A 17,211-nucleotide genomic window follows, 5' to 3' on the forward strand; every position below is an offset into this window, starting at 1 on the left:
GCCCGTCCCCGATAAGCCGGAAGGAATAAGCCGAGGGCACCGCGAAGCGGCGATTTACCGCCGGGAGCCCGGGTCGCCAGGGTGGTGGCGATTGAGCCACCCTGGCACGTTCACGGGTCATGTTGTTACAGAGCAGCAAGGAACGTAAAGTGAACGGAATTACCTCTACAGCCATATGTTCCCCCTCACCCCAGCCCTCTCCCTCAAGGGAGAGGGAGTCCTCCGTGCAGGCATTATTTTGTGGGGAACCCTCAGCCCACAGGGAGAGGGAGAAAACCGGGGTTAGCTCAGCAGCGTAAACGCAATCATCCCGACAATCGCACCCGTAGTGCCGAGGATAGTTTCCATCAGCGTCCAGGTTTTCAGGGTTTGCGCTTCGGTCGCACCGGTAAATTTACCGAACAGCCAGAAGCCCGCATCGTTCACGTGCGACACCACAATCGAACCACCCGCGATACAGATAGACAGCGCCGCCATCTGCGCACCGGAATAGTTCAGCTGTTCAATCACCGGCATCACCAGGCCAACAGCCGTTAAACAGGCAACGGTCGCGGAGCCCTGAATGATACGCACCGCCGCCGCCAGCACAAAGCAGGTGACCGCGATGGGCAGTCCCATTCCGGTCAGCGCTTCACCCAGCGCCGGACCGACGCCTGAATCCACCAGCACCTGCTTGAACACGCCACCCGCACCGATCACCAGCAGGATAATGCCCGCTGGCTGCAGCGCAGCACCGCAGATTTCCATCACGCGGTCTTTCGGCATCCCCTGACGCATCGCCAGGCCATAAATCGCCACCAGACACGCCACCAGAATTGCCGTGAACGGGTGACCGATAAATTCGAACCATTCGTACGCGGTAGAGCCCACCGGTACAAAGCGCGCGGCAATGGTTTTCAGACCCACCAGCACCAGCGGCAGCAGGATCAGAGACAGGCTGAAGCCGAAGGACGGCATTTTACCTTCGCCCAGGTGCGGCTCGGTAATATCATCAGGAATATGCAGTTCAACGTAGCGGCTGATGAAGTTGCCCCACAGCGGACCGGCGATAATCATTCCCGGGATTGCCGCGCACAGGCCAATCAGGATCATCCAGCCAAAGTCGGCGTGCATCTGAGAAGCCAGCAGCATCGGCGCAGGCCCCGGCAGCAGAAACGCCGCGGCTGCCGCCACGCCCGCAAACAGCGGAATAACCAGCTTCACAAGGTTAGTACCGGTATGGCGCGCCATGGAGAACGCCACGCTAATCAGCAGCACCACGGCCACTTCAAAGAACAACGGCAGCGCGCAGATCAGACCGGCCAGGCCAATTGCATAGTGTGCACGACTGTGACCAAACGATTTCAGCATCTTGACGGCAATCTGGTCGACCGCGCCCGTCTCATGCAGGATCTTGCCAAACATCGCGCCCAGCGCGACCACAATAGCCAGGAAGCCCAGTGTGCCCCCCATCCCTTTTTCCATCGTCGCAGCGATCTTGTCGAGCGGCATACCGGAAAAGAGACCTGCACCAATAGAAACCACCATCAAAGCAACAAAAGCATGCATACGCGCTTTCATCACTAAAAACAGCAGCAGCAATACCGAACCCACTGCTGTCAAAACTAGCGTTAATGTACTCAAAACTTACTGCCTTTTATTAATGACCTCGATGGTGCTGGCAACAACACCCTCCAGTGACTGATCGATATCAACCACTAAGACGTCTTTTTCATCTTCACCTGGCTCCTGCAGCGCTTCGAACTGTGTGACCAGCATCTGGGTTTTGAAGAAGTGGCCTTTGCGCGCCTTGAGACGGCTTTCGATGACGTCGAAATCGCCTTTCAGGTAGATGAAAGAGAGGTTCGGGTTGCCGTCACGCAGCAGATCGCGGTAGGTTTTTTTCAGCGCAGAGCAGACGATCAGGGAAACTTTATTGGTGCGCTGCATGGCAAACGCGGCATCGTTCAGCGCCTGTAACCACGGTTTACGATCGTCGTCGTTCAGCGGCTCGCCGGAAGCCATCTTCATGATGTTGCTGCGCGGATGGAGGAAGTCGCCATCAAGAAACGCCGCATTAAGTTGATGCGCCACTTCGCTTGCCACGGCAGATTTACCGCTACCGGAAACGCCCATCAGGACGTAAACGTGGTGATCATGATTAGTCGTGCTCAAAGGGTGTCCCTCAGTCAATTGTTACGGGTAACAGTTATCGGTAACATTGTCCTGCCGGGGCAAAAGAGAAGCAATATCCAAACGTGCGCGATGTGAATAAGTGTGAGCTACTTCAAATTTGTCGGATTAAATAGATCCACCCGGTGACAAGGTGAAACCTAAATCTAACATTTTTGGCGTAACCGCTTCACCGCGAATGCGCGCCAGCAGGCGTTCTGCGCCAATGCGGCCCATGCGTTCACGCGGTGTCAGGACGCTCGCCAGACGCGGCTCCATCACCTGGCCGATGTCATGGCCGTGGAAACCGGCTATCGCCATATCATCGGGGATCTTCAGCCCCAGGCGCTGGCATTCGAACGCTGCACCGACCGCAAGGTCATCGTTGGTACAGAAAATACCGTCCAGTTGTGGATACTCGCGCCGTGCCTGCCGCATCAGCTCAATACCCGACGTATAGGAAGAGGACTGCTCCACCATCACGCTGTACGGGGTTAAATTTGCGTCAAGCATCGCCTGCTCGTATCCCTTCTGTTTGATGATAGTACGTTCATCAAGACGCGCACCCAGGTAGGCGATATGACGATGACCGCGCGCGATGATCGCCGCCGTCATCTGCCGCGCCGCTTCGAAGTTGTCAAAACCCACGGCAATATCAAGGCACGGCGACTGGCTGTCCATCAGTTCCACCACCGGTATCCCGGCCACTTCGATCATCTTCAGCGTACGGGGGGTGTGAGTACGTTCAGTTAAAATCAGGCCATCGATGTTCCAGGAAAGCATCGATTCAAGACGTTCTTCTTCCAGTTCCGGTTTGTAGCCGTAGTGTGCCAGCATGGTCTGGTAACCAAACGCATCCGTGACGCTTTCAATACCGCGCAACACTTCGGCAAAGACCTGGTTAGTTAAAGAAGGCAGGAGGACGCCCACCGCACGACTGGTGGCATTAGAGAGAATATCGGGTGCGCGGTTGGGGATATAACCCAGTTCATCGAGAGCAGCGGCAATCTTGCCACGCAACGCTACGGAAACCTGTTCCGGGTTACGTAAAAAACGGCTGACCGTCATTTTGGTCACACCAACACGATCGGCGACATCCTGAAGTACGGGGCGTTTCTTTTTCATCGTCCTGAGAAATCTTGAAGAGAGAGATTTGCTCAGTTTATCACGGACAAAGCCCATCCTTCCCCTGTCAAAGGGAAGGATGGGCATTTATTTATGATTTATTACACCGGTGGCAGATCAAACAGCAGAATTTCACTTTCGCTGTCGGCATGCACGGAGAGCGCTTGCTCATCCCAGATGGCCAGACCATCTGCCGTTGTCGCTTTGGTGCCGTTGATGGACACTTCACCTTTCACCACCTGGATCCAGACGCGGCGGTTCGCGGCGATCTGGTGTACAGACTGTTCGTCTTTCGCCAGCGCCCAGCGGTACAGTTCCATATCCTGATGCACTTTCAGCGAACCTTCACGCGCATCCGGGGAGAGCACCAGCTGTTTGCCCTGTCTGGCGTCGAAGCGGCGCTGCTCGTAGCGCGGCGTGATGCCGGTTTCTTCTGGAATGATCCAGATTTGATACAGGTGCAGTTTTTCCGTTTTGCTCGGGTTGTACTCCGAGTGACGAACACCGGTACCCGCACTCATGATCTGGAACTCGCCCGCCGGAACCTGCTCTTTGTTGCCCATGCTGTCCTGGTGCTCAACCGCCCCTTCCAGCACATAGGTCAGGATTTCCATGTCTTTATGCGGGTGGGTACCGAAGCCCTGGCCTGCATCAATCACGTCATCGTTAATCACGCGCAGTGCGGAGAAGCCCATGAAGTTCGGGTCGTAGTAGTCGGCAAACGAGAATGAATGCCATGAGTCCAGCCAGCCATGATTCGCGTGACCACGTTCGTTTGCTTTGCGTAAGTAGATCATTGTTTTCACCCTCAGTTCGTTTCGATGGAGTAAGTGTGGACGCAAACCGCCTGGGATCATAGAGGGTGAAAATTGACTCCTCTGTTCAAAAATTATGAACAAGTGCAGAGGAGCCATTTTTGCTTATTTCGCAAGGGTTACCGTGGCAGGAGAAGCCTGTTCGAAGGCCCGTTCGAGGATTTCGAGGTTGGTCAGAACGTCAGATTCCTTGACGTAATTCGCCACGCCGCGGGTCAGGGTTGCATGCAGCGCGTCGTAGACGCGACCATAGTCGCCGGTTTCAGGCGTCAGCTCTTCTCTGACCGTCACACCTTCTGCGTTCACATACTCCAGTACGCCAACCGAATCATCCGCCGCAAAGCCCGGTTCACCCGGCATGATATTGGCCTTCAGGCTGGTCTCCTGCTGATCGATACCGTACTTGATAAACGAACCTTTCGTGCCGTGAACGATAAATTTCGGGTAGTCGATTTTCACCAGATGGCTGGTTTTAACGATGGCTTTCAGGTCGCCGTAGAACAGCTGCGCTTCAAAAGTATCGTCCGGGTTGGCTTTATTACGCAGGCTGCGAATGTCATACGCCACGTGGTCCGGGCGGCCAAACAGGGAGATGATTTGGTCCATGGTATGGACGCCAAGACCGTAGAAGGAACCGTCCTGCGGCAGGCCGGACTTGGTCTCCGCCACTGGGCGGTAATAGTCAAAATGGCTTTCCATTTCGACGATGTCGCCAAGCTTGCCGCTCTCAATCGCCTTTTTCGCCGTCAGGAAGCAGCTGTCGAAGCGACGGTTCTGATACGGCGTGACGGTCAGCCCTTTGCTTTTCGCCAGTGCGAAGAGGGTTTTCGCTTCAGCGATGGTCGGGGTGAAGGGTTTTTCTACCAGCACGTTTTTACCCGCCTCGAGCGCGCGTTTCGCATAGTCGAAATGGCTGTCGGCATGGGTACAGACGATGACCAGTTTAACCTGCGGATCGCCCAGGACTTCATTGAGATCGCTGGTGAAATGAATATGGGAATACTGCGGAGACTGCTCTTCCGGCTTCGCGCTGCGGCGGTAGATATGCGCCACATGCCAGCTGTCTTTACGGTTGAGAACATACGGAAGGTGATAGCGGGTCGTACTTTTACCAAATCCAATAAATGCGCAATGTAAGATCATAGCTCAGTCCTTTTGGAAGGTTACTGGGTTTTACCATAGCGCATGTTTTGCCCTCACCCCAGCACTCTCCCACGGGGAGAGGGCGAAAAAGGGCAAAAAAAAAGCCAGCTAAAAGCTGGCTAAAGTAATACTGGAAGCAATGTGAGCAATGTCGTGCTTTCAGGTTCCCGTAGTGGTCTTCCTGAATGCAGAGCAATAATAATCATTCTCATTCGCACTTGTCCAATACTTTTTGCAAAAAATAGCGGTTGACTCAAATTTCAAAGTCACTGATGTTGGAAAGGATGTTTAACTGACTGAGGAATAAGGAATGAGTGAGATAGTGATACGCCATGCGGAACCGGGAGATGCCGAAGCCTTACGCCAGAACTACACGCATCCAGGGGTGTATCACGACACGCTACAGCTACCTCATCCTTCCCTTGAGTACTGGCAAGAACGTCTTATTGTAAAACCCGGGCAAAGACGGCTGGTCGCCTGCATTGATGAGCAAATCGTTGGCGATCTGATGCTTCAGGTGGAAACCAGCCCGCGACGCAGCCATGTGGCCACGTTCGGTATCAGCGTTGCGGCGCACGCTCAAGGGCGCGGCGTCGGGAGCGCGCTCATGCGCGAGATGATCAACCTGTGCGATAACTGGCTGCGCATCGAACGTATCGAGTTTACGGTTTTTGCCGATAACCCTTCCGCACTGGCGCTGTACCGGAAGTTTGGCTTTGAAATCGAAGGCACCGGCAGAAAATTTGCCCTGCGCAACGGCGAGTATGTGGATGCGTATTATATGGCGCGAATGAAGTAGTTAGTTGCCCTCTCCCACCGGGAGAGGGAATTACACAACAGATTAATACCCCGCCGTTAAATCATCCACCGACCGCGGGTCTGACGCGCCAAACAGCGCCCCGTCCGGCCCCACCATAATGCTCTGGGTGCTGCCCATCGCCTCTTTTACCGCTACCTTCTGTCCGCGCTGCTCCAGCAGTTTGAGGGTGTCCGGGCTAAAGCCCTTCTCGACGCGCAGCTCATCCGGCAGCCACTGGTGATGGAAGCGTGGGGCGTTGGTCGCCTCCGCCACGTTCATACCAAAATCGATACTGTTCACCACCATCTGCAGCACGGTGGTGATAATCCGGCTGCCGCCCGGGCTGCCGGTTACCAGCCAGGTTTTGCCGTCTTTCACCACAATGGTTGGTGACATCGACGACAGCGGACGTTTCTTCGGCCCCACCGCGTTGGCATCCCCACCGACCAGCCCGTAGACGTTCGGTACGCCCGGTTTGGCAGAGAAGTCATCCATCTCGTTGTTCAGCAGAATGCCGCTGTTGCCCGCCACAATCCCGGTTCCAAAGGTGGTATTGAGCGTATAGGTAACCGCCACCGCGTTACCGTCTTTATCCACCACCGAGAAGTGGGTGGTCTGGTTACTTTCATACGGTGCCAGCTTGCCGGGGCGGATCTCGCTCGACGGCTTAGCCTTATTGATGTCGATCTGATCGGCAATGGATTTGGCATACGCTTTGTTGGTCAGCGCCTGCCACGGCACCTTCACAAAGTCCGGGTCGCCAAGGTATTCCGAGCGGTCGGCATAGGCGCGTTTTTCCGCCTCGGCCATCACCTGCATGGCATCGGCACTGCCGAAGCCAAACTTGTGCATATCGAAGTTTTCCAGAATATTGAGGATCTGCACGATGTGGATCCCGCCGGAGGACGGTGGCGGCATGGAGAAGACCTCATAGCCACGGTAGGTGCCGCTAATTGGCTCGCGCTCCACCGCCTTATACTCCGCCAGATCCGCTTTGGTGATGAGCCCGCCGTTCTTTTGCATCTCTTCGGCAATCTGGTCGGCAATCGCCCCTTTGTAGAAGGCGTCCGGGCCATGCTCCGCAATCAGCTCCAGGCTTTTGGCTAGGTTCTTCTGCACCAGCTTATCGCCCTTCTTCAGCGGCTCTCCGTCTTTCCAGAAGATCGCCTTACTGTTTTCATGGTTCGGAATGACTTCGCTGCCGTAGGTTTTAAGGTCATCGGCCAGGGCGTCGTTCACCACAAAGCCGTCGCGTGCCAGCTTAATGGCAGGCTGGACCACTTTGTTCAGCGGCATCGTGCCGTATTTTTCCAGCGCCAGCGAGAAGCCTGCGACGGTGCCCGGCGTGCCGGACGCAAGGTGCGAGGTCAGCGATTTTTTACTGTCCGGATTGCCCTGATCGTCAAGGAACATATCGCGGGAGGCCTGAGCTGGCGCCATTTCGCGGAAGTCGATAGCCGTCGTCTTCCCGTCTTTGGTGCGCAGCATCATAAAGCCGCCGCCGCCCAGATTCCCCGCCTGCGGGTGTGTTACCGCCAGCGCATAGCCGACCGCCACCGCGGCATCCACCGCATTACCGCCCTGTTTGAGAATATCGACGCCCACTTTCGTTGCCAGCGCATCCACCGAGGCCACCATCCCGTGCGTGGCCCGCACGGGATGAAACACATCTTCCTCCACGCCATAAGAGACCGGAGGAGCCGCAGGCGGGTTAGCCGCCACGCTAAATGTACCGCCTGCCATCAGCGCAGCGATGGCGACCCAGCGCAAAAGGGTTGGTTTCATCATTATTGTTCTCCAGGTGAAGGGAGCCATATTCCCCGCTTAAGCCTGGTTCACAACTCCTAAAAAATCATCGTCATGGTGAATTCGGGGTAAACTTAAGAGAAACCTCAAAGAAGGAGATGATCATGAAACGCTTCCTGATCCTTACGGCGTTGCTCCCGTTTGCCGCACTTGCACAGCCACTCAATACGATGAATAACCCTAACCAGCCGGGCTATGTCATTCCGAGCCAGCAGCGTATGCAGACGGAGATGATGAGTCAGCAGCAACAGCAAAAAGGAATGCTAAACCAGCAGTTGAACACGCAGACCCGAATGCAGCAGCAGAGCCTGCAAAATCAGATGAACACTAACACCCAGCGCGTGCAGCAGGGGCAGATGCGCGAGCAACCGCTGCCGAATAAAAACGGCGGGATGCTGGGAGGGATGAGTTCGTCAGGCAGCGGACAGCAGCATATGCTGCCGTCGCAGTCGAATGGCAGTATGCTTAATCCGCAGAACTAAAGTCCGGACCGATCAGGTCAATCGCATCGGTACAGATGCTGTCCACACCCCAGCGCAGCAGCTCAGCCGCACGCTGGGGTTTGTTGACGGTATACACCAGAATATGCAGCTCTGCCGCTTTCAGCATCTTAACCCTCGCCTCATCCAGCAGCTTATGATTGAGATGGATCGACACGCACGCTAAGCGGGTGGTCAGCTCACGCCAGTCCTCGCGCCACTCGTCCAGCAGCAGCCCGCGCGGCAGCTCCGGCACCGCAGCCTGTGCCGCTTCAAGGGCATCAATTTCAAATGACGACAGCAGCGGTGGGGTCATGCCTTCCCACAGCTCGCGCGCGGCCAGCGCAATCACTTTGCCCGTGAGCGGCCCGGTACCGGTCGTCGGTTTGATTTCGATGTTGGCCATCATCCCGTGTTGACGACAACGGTCGGCCACTTCCGCCAGCAGCGGCAGCGGTTCGCCTTTGTACTCGCCGCTGAACCAGCTTCCGGCATCCACCTTTAGCAGATCGCGCCACGGCAGTTCCCCCGCCACGCCCCAGCCGTTGCTGGTGCGTTCGAGATTGTCATCATGCAGCAGGAAAATTTCGCCGTCTTTCGACAGCTTGGCATCGAACTCAATCATCGTGTGGCCGTAGCGTGCGCCAACATCAATTGCCGCCAGGGTATTTTCCGGCGCCAGTTTACCGCCGCCACGGTGGGCGACGATGTGGGGATAAGGCCAGTTGCTCATACTCGTTGTCCTGTTTCACCGTCAAATAAGTGCAGGTGATTTTCCGGCAGATGCAGCCACAGCGTGCTGCCTGCTTTCGGGCGTTCCTGATGCGGCAGACGCACCACCATTTTTTGCTCGCCCCAGCGTCCGTGCGCCAGGTTATCTGCACCCAACATCTCCAGCGTGTCCATCACCAGCGGCACGCCGCCGTCCGCCTGAGAGGTTAAACCAATATGCTCCGGGCGAATACCGAGCGTCATCTTACGCCCGGCGTAGCCACGATAGTACCAGTTGATGGGCAATGCCATCCCGCTTTCCAGCTCAAAGTGGGTGCCCGCGCTGCTGATCCGCCCTTCCAGCAGGTTCATTGCCGGGCTGCCGATAAAGCTCGCCACAAAACGGCTGGCCGGTTTTTCGTACACCTCCACCGGCGTGCCAATCTGTTCGGCAACGCCTTTGTTCATCACCATCACCCGCTGGGCAAGGGTCATGGCTTCGACCTGATCGTGCGTCACGTACAGGGAGGTGGTTTTAAGACGGCGATGCAGTTGCTGCAGTTCCAGACGCATCTGCACGCGCAGCTTGGCATCGAGGTTAGAAAGCGGTTCATCGAACAGGAACACCGCCGGATCGCGCACGATGGCACGCCCCATCGCCACGCGCTGGCGCTGGCCGCCGGAGAGCTCGCGCGGACGGCGCTTAAGCAGGCCATCCAGCTCCAGAATGCGCGCCGCCTCTTTCACCCGCTCCTCGATATGCCCCTTGCCCATGCCGCGGATTTTCAGCCCCCAGGCCATGTTCTCTTCCACGCTCATGTGCGGATAGAGGGCGTAGTTCTGGAACACCATCGCGATGCCGCGGTCTTTGGGCTCCATCTCGGTCACGCGCTGGCGGTCAATCCAGATATCGCCGGAGGAGACGCGCTCAAGCCCGGCCACCATGCGCAGCAGCGTGGATTTGCCGCAACCGGACGGGCCGACCATCACGATGAACTCCCCGTCCGCCACGTCGAGGGTGAGCGGCTGAATCACCTGGGTTTTGCCATCCCAGCTTTTGGTCACTGCCTGAAGTTTTAAACCTGCCATCTTATTTCTCACTGTCCACTAAACCACGCACAAACGCACGCTGCATGGCTAAAACGATAACGACCGGGGGGATAAGGGTGAGCAGCATCGCCGCCATCACCTGGTTCCAGAGGGTGGTGCCTTCGCCGGTGGCGATCATGCCCTTGATGCCCGCCACGGCGGTGCCGAGGTTGACGTCCTGAATAATCAGCAGCGGCCACAGGTACTGGTTCCAGCCGTAGATAAAGGTGATCACAAACAGCGCCGCGAGGTTGGTTTTCGACAGCGGCAGCACGATGTCGCGGAAAAAGCGCATCGGTGAGGCGCCGTCAATGCGCGCGGCTTCAATCAGCTCGTCCGGCAGCGTCATAAAGAACTGGCGGAACAGGAAGGTGGCGGTCGCAGATGCCATCAGCGGCAGAGTTAAGCCCGCGTAGCTGTCGAGCATCTTCAGGTTGGCGATCACTTCCACCGTCGGGAAGATACGCACCTCCACCGGCAGCATCAGGGTGATAAAAATCATCCAGAAGAAGAGGTTACGCAGCGGAAAGCGGAACCAGACGATGGCGAAGGCCGAGAGCATCGACACCGTGATTTTGCCCACCGTAATGCCGAACGCCATGATGAAGCTGTTGAGCATCATCAGCCAGAACGGCGCGCTGTTGGCCCCCACGCCCTGGGTCCAGATGGTTTTCATGTTCTCAAAAAGATGCGTGCCTGGGATCAGCGTCATCGGCGTGTCGAACACCGCTTTGGTGTCCAGCGTGGCGGCGACAAACGCCACGTACAGCGGAAAGAGGATGACGATAATCCCCAGAATCAGCATGGTATGGCTGAAAATCGTCAGCCCGCGACGGTTCTCAATCATTGGTAGCGCACCTTACTTTCGACATAGCGGAACTGCACCACTGTGAGGATGATGACAAGGAACATCAGCACGACGGACTGCGCGGCGGAGGCCGAGAGATCCAGCCCGGCAAAACCTTCGCGGTAGATTTTATAAATCAGCGTCGTCGTGGCCTGCACCGGGCCACCGGCGGTGGCCGCGTCGATGACCGGGAAGGTGTCGAAAAAGGCATACACCAGGTTCACCACCAGCAGGAAGAAACTCACCGGGGCAATCAGCGGCAGCGACAGCCTGAAGAAGCGGCGGATCGGGCCTGCGCCGTCAATGGCGGCGGCTTCCACCAGCGAACGCGGAATGGACTGTAGCGCGGCAAAGAAGAACAGGAAGTTGTAACTGATTTGCTTCCACACCGAGGCGAACACCACCAGGAACATCGCCTGGCCGCTGTTCTGGGCGTGGTTCCAGTCGTATCCGAATTCCGCCAGAAAATGGGTAATTAACCCGCGTCCGGGGTTAAACAGGAAGATCCACAGCACGGCGGCGACCGCTGGTGCTACGGCGTAGGGCAGCAGCATCAGGGTCTGATACAGACGGCTGCCACGCACCACGTAATCCACCAGCGCGGCGAAGAACAGCGAGGCAACAAGGCCGCTCACGGTGACCAGCGCGCTGAATTTGATCGTCGTCCAGAAAGAATCCAGGTAGTAGCTGTCGTGGAACAGCGCGGTGAAGTTGTCCAGGCCAACAAACTGGCTGGAAAGCCCAAACGGATCAACGCTTTGCACCGAGTACCAGAGCGCTTCGCCCGCAGGCCAGATAAAGAAGATAACGGTGATGACCAGCTGAGGCGCGACCAGCAGATACGGCAGCCAGCGGGAACGAAACACCGGACGGGATGATGACATTGAGATTTGGTTCCTGAACAGTGCCGGGTGGCGGCTACGCCTTACCCGGCCTACATATGGCACGTCGTAGGCCCGGTAAGCGCAGCGCCACCGGGCATTTTTTTACGATTTGGTGGACTGCTCAAAGCGGCGCAGCAGCTGATTTCCGCGCTCTACCGCTGAATCCAGCGCCTGCTGTGGCGTTTTCTTGCCGGTCCAGACGCTTTCCAGCTCTTCGTCGACAATGGTGCGGATCTGCGGCATGTTGCCCAGACGCAGACCTTTGGTGAACGGCAACGGCGGCTTGTTCAGCATCTGACGCGTCGCGATATCCGCACCCGGATTCTTGCTGTAGAAGCCCTGCTCGCGGGTCAGGTCATAGGCAGCTTTGGTGATCGGCAGGTAGCCGGTTTTCTGGTGCCATTCGGCCGCGTTTTCAGGTTTCGTCAGGAAGTCGAGGAACTCGGCCACTCCTTTGTAGGTGCCGGCGTCTTTACCCTGCATCACCCACAGGCTTGCTCCGCCGATGATGGCGTTCTGCGGCGCGCCTTTCACGTCTGCGTCGTACGGCATCATGCCCACGCCGTAGTTGAATTTGGCGTAGTGACGGATATCCGCCAGCGAGCCGGACGAGGCGGTGGTAATGGCGCAGTCACCGTTGTAGAACTTCTCGGTGGATTCGTCTTTACGTCCGAAGTAGCTGAAATCACCCTTCTTGTTCAACTCTTCCAGCAGCGCGATGTGCTTCACCTGCTCTGGCTTGTTGAACTCCAGTACCGCGTCGGTGCCATCGAAACCGTTGTTTTTGGTGGCTACCGGCAGGCCGTGCCAGGCGCTGAAGTTTTCAATCTGGATCCAGCCCTGCCAGCCGCTGGCGTAGCCGCACTTCATCCCCGCCGCTTTCAGCTTCGCGGTGTACTCCGCCAAATCCTGCCAGGTTTTTGGCGGCTGCTCCGGGTCTAGACCGGCTTTCTTAAAGGCGTCTTTGTTGTAGTACAGCACCGGCGTCGAGCTGTTAAACGGCTGAGACAGCAGATGGCCGGTTTTAGAATCGGTGTAATAACCCGCTACGGTCGGCACAAACTGGGATTCGTCGAAGTTGATCCCCGCCTCTTTGAACACTTCGTAGACCGGTTTGATGGCTTTGGAGGCCATCATGGTCGCGGTGCCTACTTCGTATACCTGCAAAATGGCAGGCGCATTACCGGTACGGAAGGCGGCAATGCCCGCGCTCAGGCTCTGCTCGTAGTTACCTTTGTACACCGGCACAATTTTGTAATCCGGATGGGAGTCGTTGAAACGCTGCGCCAGGGAGTCAACCTCTTTACCCAACTCCCCTTCCATGGAATGCCAGAACGGAATGGTCGTCACAGCCATTGCGTTCGTCGCAAAAGCCAGACCCAGTGCCAGACCCAAAGCTGTGTGTCGTAACGATGTCATTGTCATCTCTCTTATTGTGCCGGATGCGCGATATCACGCGTTTTATGCTCGCGAGGTAACATGACATGCTCGAATGACAGAAAAATAACTGTTTGTTTACAGATAAGTGACAACAAAAGGTCAGCGGGATGATGGTTGTGTGAAGGGGTTTGGGGTGTGGTTGGGTGCGGTATGGTGCCCTCACCCCGGCCCTCTCCCACGGGGAGAGGGAGAAAACACTAAAAATGGCAACGTGCGTTGCCATTTTGCTTTTACCTATCCGCCTAAATACGCACTCCGCACCGCTTCATTGGCCAGTAGCGCATCGCCGGTATCCTCAAGCACCACGTGGCCGTTCTCCAGCACATAACCGCGATCGGCGAGCTTCAGCGCCTGGTTGGCGTTCTGCTCGACGAGGAAGATGGTCATCCCCTCTTTACGCAGCTGTTCAATGGTGTCGAAGATCTGCTGAATGATAATTGGCGCAAGACCCAGCGACGGTTCATCCAGCAGCAGCAGGCGCGGCTGGCTCATCAGGGCGCGGCCGATCGCCAGCATCTGCTGCTCACCGCCGGACATGGTCCCCGCACGCTGAATACGACGCTCCCACAGGCGCGGGAAGAGTTCGTACACCCACTTGATACGGGACTGATACTGGTCGCGGTCAGCGAAGAAGCCGCCCATCGCCAGGTTCTCTTCCACCGTCATGCGCGAGAAGACGCGACGCCCTTCAGGGACTATCGCCACCGCTTCACGCATGATTCTGGCGGTCTGCCAGTCGGTGATGTCTTTGCCATCAAACACAATCCGACCGCTGGTGGCGCGCGGGTCGCCGCACAGGGTACCAAGCAGCGTGGTTTTGCCCGCGCCGTTAGCCCCAATCAGGGTGACGATTTCGCCCTGATTGATATGCAGGCTGACGTCGTGCAGCGCCTGGTTCTTGCCGTAGTGGGCACTTACCTTGTCAAACGTTAACATCGCTTTTTCCATCTTATGCCTCACCCAGGTATGCGCGGATCACGTCCGGGTTGTTGCGGATCTCATCCGGCGTGCCGTTTGCCAGCGGCGTCCCCTGGTTCACCACGTAGATACGGTCAGAGATCCCCATTACCAGCTTCATATCGTGCTCAATCAGCAGGATAGTGGTGTCGTGATGATCGCGAAGCTCAGCAATCAGCTCGTCCAGCTCTTTGGTCTCTTTCGGGTTGAGGCCCGCAGCGGGTTCATCGAGCATCAGGATTTCCGGCTGCGTTACCATGCAGCGCACAATCTCAAGGCGACGCTGGTCACCGTACGCAAGGTTACTTGCCTGGCGGTTGGCATGCGGCAGCAGACCGATACGGTCAAGCCATGTTGCCGCACGATCCAGCGCTTCGCTCTGCGCCCGGCGGAAGGCTGGCGTCTTCAGCAGGCCGGAGAACAGACCGGTTTTCAACTGCTGATGCTGTGCCACCAGCAGGTTCTCAATCACCGTCATCTCGCGGAACAGACGCACGTGCTGGAAAGTACGCACTACGCCCATGCGGGCAATCTGCTGGCCCGGCAGCCCTTCCAGGTGCTGGTCGCGCAGCATGATGGTGCCGCCCGTCGGCTTGTAGAAACCAGTCAGGCAGTTAAAGACCGTGGTTTTTCCCGCACCGTTCGGGCCAATCAGGGAGACGATCTCTTTCTTGTGCAGATCCAGATTCACATTGTTGACCGCCAGCAGGCCGCCAAAACGCATCATCAGACCGTTAACGGATAATAATGGCTGACTCATGCCTGCTCTCCTTTTGCTTGCCCGTTCTTCAGCTTCAGCTGTGGACGGGTCATCGGCAGCAGACCCTGCGGACGCCAGATCATCATCAGCACCATCAAACCACCCAGCATCAGCATGCTGTATTCGTTAAAGTCACGCATCAGCTCGCGTGAGACCACCAGCAGAATGGCGGCGAGGATAACGGCAAACTGCGAACCCATCCCGCCGAGTACCACAATCGCCAGCACAAAGGCGGATTCGGCAAAGGTGAACGATTCCGGGCTGACAAAGCCCTGACGCGCGGCAAACAGCGTGCCGGCAAAACCGGCGAACGCGGCGCTGATGGTGAACGCAGTCAGCTTAATGCGGGTCGGGTTGAGGCCCAGGGAGCGGCAGGCGATTTCATCTTCACGCAGCGCTTCCCACGCGCGGCCCAGCGGCATACGCAGCAGGCGGTTAATCACGAACAGGGTGATGACCACCAGCAGCAGCGCCACCATGTAGAGCCAGATGACGCGATCGGACGGATCGTATTTCACGCCGAAGAAGTTGCTGAAGGTATCCCAGCCGCCTTCACGGGCGGTACGGCTGAACTCCAGACCAAAGAAGGTTGGTTTCGGAATCTGGCTGATGCCGTTCGGGCCGCCGGTCACCTCGGTATTGTTGAGCAGCAGGATACGGACGATTTCGCCGAAGCCTAAGGTCACAATCGCCAGGTAGTCACCGCGCAGGCGCAGCACCGGGAAGCCAAGCAGGAAACCTGCCGCGGCAGAGACCAGCCCCGCCAGCGGCAGGCACGTCCAGAAGCCGAGACCGTAATAGTGGTTCAGTAGCGCAAAGGTATACGCGCCAATGGCGTAGAAACCGCCGTAGCCCAGTACCAGCAGGCCAGAGAGCCCCACCACCACGTTCAGGCCCAGACCCAGAATAACGTAGATCATGGTCAGGGTGGCGATATCTACCGTGCCGCGCGAGACCACGAACGGCCACGCCACCGCAGCCACCAGCAGCGCCACGAGGAACAGCTTCTGCTTAACGGTGGAGCCGTCGATAGCTGGCAGGACAAACTTCGGTCCCGAGACGCCTTTCAGCGTTTTCTGGAACAGCGGACGCAGCAGCTGGAACAGGAACACCACGGCGGTGCCGATAAAGACCCACTGCCAGCGAATGTCAGCGGCGGTGTCTACCACAAGCTTTGTGCCGTTCAGCTCTAACTGAACGCCCATAAAGACGCCCGCCAGCACGAAGAACATGGCGGCAGAGAGCAGCGCCATTGCAAAATGCATCGGTTTCATACTTTCTCTACCTCCGGACGACCCAGAATACCGGTAGGCATCACCAGCAGAACCAGAATCAGCAGGGCAAACGACACCACATCTTTATACTCGGTACTCAGATACGCTGAGGAGAGCGCTTCTGCCACGCCCAGAATCAGGCCGCCAATCATCGCGCCAGGAATACTGCCGATACCGCCCAGTACCGCCGCGGTAAAGGCTTTCATCCCGGCCATAAAGCCGATGTACGGATTAATTACGCCGTAGAACTGGCCGAGCAGGACACCCGCCACCGCCGCCATCGCCGCGCCGATCACAAAAGTGAGCGCAATCACGCGGTCGGTGTTAATACCGAGCAGGCTCGCCATCTTCAGGTCTTCCGCGCAGGCGCGGCAGGCGCGTCCCATGCGGGAGTAGCGGATGAATAGCGTCAGGGCGAGCATCGCAATAAAGGTCACCACCCAGATCACCAGTTGCATGGTGGTGATAGAGGCAGAGAAGTTTTCGCTGGCGCCGACAATCCACTGGCCGTTGAACAGGCTTGGCAGCGCCACATCGCGCGAGCCTTCGGTCAGGCTGACGTAGTTTTGCAGGAAGATAGACATCCCAATCGCGGAGATCAGGGCAATCAGGCGCTTGGAGCTGCGTACCGGCCGGTAGGCCACCCGCTCGATGCTCCAGCCGTAGGCGCTGGCAATCACAATCGCGCCGACAAACCCGGCGGCGACCAGCAGCCAGCTGCTGTCGATACCCATCATCATCAGGGCGGCGATAATCATAAAGGAGACGTAGCTACCGATCATGTACACCTCGCCGTGGGCGAAGTTGATCATGCCGATAATGCCGTACACCATCGTATAGCCGATGGCAATCAGCGCGTAGGTGCTTCCCAGCGTGACGCCGTTAAACATCTGCTGCAGGAAATAGAGAAACTGCTCGGACATATGCAAAC

General features: G+C 57.2%; 17 protein-coding genes. 2 read left to right on the forward strand and 15 right to left on the reverse strand.

The features are described from left to right. Positions 1 to 282: 282 nt before the first annotated feature. The 5 genes from gntU to HX884_RS00310 form a co-directional block, all read right to left on the reverse strand. Complete coding sequence (gene gntU / locus HX884_RS00290; RefSeq protein ID WP_014833577.1) at positions 283 to 1,623, reverse strand: gluconate transporter; 1,341 nt, start codon at positions 1,621 to 1,623, stop codon at positions 283 to 285. A gap of 3 nt (positions 1,624 to 1,626) precedes the next feature. Then, the gene (gene gntK / locus HX884_RS00295) at positions 1,627 to 2,154 is read right to left on the reverse strand and encodes a gluconokinase (protein WP_038420757.1); all 528 of its coding nucleotides are present in this window, start codon (positions 2,152 to 2,154) and stop codon (positions 1,627 to 1,629) included. A 126-nt stretch (positions 2,155 to 2,280) separates the two neighbouring features. Beyond that, the gene (gntR, locus tag HX884_RS00300; RefSeq protein WP_014833579.1) at positions 2,281 to 3,276 is read right to left on the reverse strand and encodes a gluconate operon transcriptional repressor GntR; all 996 of its coding nucleotides are present in this window, start codon (positions 3,274 to 3,276) and stop codon (positions 2,281 to 2,283) included. 101 nt (positions 3,277 to 3,377) lie between these two features. Then, entirely contained in the window at positions 3,378 to 4,073 is a 696-nt protein-coding gene (locus HX884_RS00305; RefSeq protein WP_023621443.1) for a pirin family protein, read from the reverse strand. A gap of 123 nt (positions 4,074 to 4,196) precedes the next feature. After that, complete coding sequence (locus HX884_RS00310; RefSeq protein ID WP_178327450.1) at positions 4,197 to 5,234, reverse strand: oxidoreductase; 1,038 nt, start codon at positions 5,232 to 5,234, stop codon at positions 4,197 to 4,199. Between the two features lie 310 nt (positions 5,235 to 5,544). On the opposite strand from HX884_RS00310, the gene yhhY reads away from it, so the two are divergent. Continuing rightward, the gene (yhhY, locus tag HX884_RS00315) at positions 5,545 to 6,033 is read left to right on the forward strand and encodes an N-acetyltransferase (protein ID WP_178327451.1); all 489 of its coding nucleotides are present in this window, start codon (positions 5,545 to 5,547) and stop codon (positions 6,031 to 6,033) included. A 42-nt stretch (positions 6,034 to 6,075) separates the two neighbouring features. Here the strand turns inward: yhhY and ggt are convergent, their stop codons facing one another. Continuing rightward, positions 6,076 to 7,821: a gamma-glutamyltransferase gene (gene ggt, locus HX884_RS00320; RefSeq protein WP_013099121.1), complete on the reverse strand. Its 1,746-nt coding sequence runs from the start codon at positions 7,819 to 7,821 to the stop codon at positions 6,076 to 6,078. Between the two features lie 122 nt (positions 7,822 to 7,943). Here ggt and HX884_RS00325 point away from each other — a divergent pair, with 122 nt between their 5' ends. Next, the gene (locus HX884_RS00325; RefSeq protein ID WP_013099122.1) at positions 7,944 to 8,321 is read left to right on the forward strand and encodes a DUF2756 family protein; all 378 of its coding nucleotides are present in this window, start codon (positions 7,944 to 7,946) and stop codon (positions 8,319 to 8,321) included. Here the strand turns inward: HX884_RS00325 and ugpQ are convergent. The 9 genes from ugpQ to livH all read right to left on the reverse strand — a co-directional run bounded on the left by ugpQ (position 8,305) and on the right by livH (position 17,203). Further along, a complete protein-coding gene (gene ugpQ / locus HX884_RS00330; RefSeq protein ID WP_058661189.1) occupies positions 8,305 to 9,051 on the reverse strand; it encodes a glycerophosphodiester phosphodiesterase in 747 nt (248 codons plus the stop codon). The two genes, HX884_RS00325 and ugpQ, sit on opposite strands and share 17 nt — an antisense overlap. Then, complete coding sequence (locus tag HX884_RS00335) at positions 9,048 to 10,118, reverse strand: sn-glycerol-3-phosphate import ATP-binding protein UgpC (RefSeq protein ID WP_020687753.1); 1,071 nt, start codon at positions 10,116 to 10,118, stop codon at positions 9,048 to 9,050. Before HX884_RS00335 ends, ugpQ begins: the two co-directional genes overlap by 4 nt. 1 nt (position 10,119) lies before the next feature. After that, positions 10,120 to 10,965, reverse strand: coding sequence for a sn-glycerol-3-phosphate ABC transporter permease UgpE (gene ugpE, locus HX884_RS00340; RefSeq protein ID WP_013099125.1), 846 nt, complete (start codon positions 10,963 to 10,965; stop codon positions 10,120 to 10,122). Then, on the reverse strand, positions 10,962 to 11,849 hold the full coding sequence (gene ugpA, locus HX884_RS00345) for a sn-glycerol-3-phosphate ABC transporter permease UgpA (RefSeq protein WP_013099126.1): 888 nt from the start codon (positions 11,847 to 11,849) through the stop codon (positions 10,962 to 10,964). Before ugpA ends, ugpE begins: the two co-directional genes overlap by 4 nt. A 102-nt stretch (positions 11,850 to 11,951) precedes the next feature. Then, a complete protein-coding gene (gene ugpB, locus HX884_RS00350; RefSeq protein WP_048972511.1) occupies positions 11,952 to 13,268 on the reverse strand; it encodes a sn-glycerol-3-phosphate ABC transporter substrate-binding protein UgpB in 1,317 nt (438 codons plus the stop codon). A 255-nt stretch (positions 13,269 to 13,523) separates the two neighbouring features. Next, a complete protein-coding gene (gene livF, locus HX884_RS00355) occupies positions 13,524 to 14,237 on the reverse strand; it encodes a high-affinity branched-chain amino acid ABC transporter ATP-binding protein LivF (RefSeq protein WP_178327452.1) in 714 nt (237 codons plus the stop codon). Between the two features lies 1 nt (position 14,238). Next, positions 14,239 to 15,006: a high-affinity branched-chain amino acid ABC transporter ATP-binding protein LivG gene (gene livG / locus HX884_RS00360; protein WP_013099129.1), complete on the reverse strand. Its 768-nt coding sequence runs from the start codon at positions 15,004 to 15,006 to the stop codon at positions 14,239 to 14,241. Further along, positions 15,003 to 16,280, reverse strand: coding sequence for a branched chain amino acid ABC transporter permease LivM (livM, locus tag HX884_RS00365; RefSeq protein ID WP_014833590.1), 1,278 nt, complete (start codon positions 16,278 to 16,280; stop codon positions 15,003 to 15,005). Before livM ends, livG begins: the two co-directional genes overlap by 4 nt. Further along, the gene (gene livH, locus HX884_RS00370; RefSeq protein WP_013099131.1) at positions 16,277 to 17,203 is read right to left on the reverse strand and encodes a high-affinity branched-chain amino acid ABC transporter permease LivH; all 927 of its coding nucleotides are present in this window, start codon (positions 17,201 to 17,203) and stop codon (positions 16,277 to 16,279) included. The genes livM and livH overlap by 4 nt, the downstream gene beginning before the upstream one ends. Positions 17,204 to 17,211: the final 8 nt, after the last annotated feature.

Source organism: Enterobacter sp. SECR19-1250, assembly GCF_013391025.1.
GTDB lineage: Bacteria > Pseudomonadota > Gammaproteobacteria > Enterobacterales > Enterobacteriaceae > Enterobacter > Enterobacter cloacae.

Coding starts and splice junctions, on each gene's coding strand:
- gntR (WP_014833579.1), bottom strand. CDS start 3,276: ATGAAAAAGAAACGCCCCGTACTTCAGGATGTCGCCGATCGTGTTGGT.
- HX884_RS00305 (WP_023621443.1), bottom strand. CDS start 4,073: ATGATCTACTTACGCAAAGCAAACGAACGTGGTCACGCGAATCATGGC.
- HX884_RS00310 (WP_178327450.1), bottom strand. CDS start 5,234: ATGATCTTACATTGCGCATTTATTGGATTTGGTAAAAGTACGACCCGC.
- yhhY (WP_178327451.1), top strand. CDS start 5,545: ATGAGTGAGATAGTGATACGCCATGCGGAACCGGGAGATGCCGAAGCC.
- ggt (WP_013099121.1), bottom strand. CDS start 7,821: ATGATGAAACCAACCCTTTTGCGCTGGGTCGCCATCGCTGCGCTGATG.
- HX884_RS00325 (WP_013099122.1), top strand. CDS start 7,944: ATGAAACGCTTCCTGATCCTTACGGCGTTGCTCCCGTTTGCCGCACTT.
- ugpQ (WP_058661189.1), bottom strand. CDS start 9,051: ATGAGCAACTGGCCTTATCCCCACATCGTCGCCCACCGTGGCGGCGGT.
- HX884_RS00335 (WP_020687753.1), bottom strand. CDS start 10,118: ATGGCAGGTTTAAAACTTCAGGCAGTGACCAAAAGCTGGGATGGCAAA.
- ugpE (WP_013099125.1), bottom strand. CDS start 10,965: ATGATTGAGAACCGTCGCGGGCTGACGATTTTCAGCCATACCATGCTG.
- ugpA (WP_013099126.1), bottom strand. CDS start 11,849: ATGTCATCATCCCGTCCGGTGTTTCGTTCCCGCTGGCTGCCGTATCTG.
- ugpB (WP_048972511.1), bottom strand. CDS start 13,268: ATGACATCGTTACGACACACAGCTTTGGGTCTGGCACTGGGTCTGGCT.
- livF (WP_178327452.1), bottom strand. CDS start 14,237: ATGGAAAAAGCGATGTTAACGTTTGACAAGGTAAGTGCCCACTACGGC.
- livG (WP_013099129.1), bottom strand. CDS start 15,006: ATGAGTCAGCCATTATTATCCGTTAACGGTCTGATGATGCGTTTTGGC.
- livM (WP_014833590.1), bottom strand. CDS start 16,280: ATGAAACCGATGCATTTTGCAATGGCGCTGCTCTCTGCCGCCATGTTC.
- livH (WP_013099131.1), bottom strand. CDS start 17,203: ATGTCCGAGCAGTTTCTCTATTTCCTGCAGCAGATGTTTAACGGCGTC.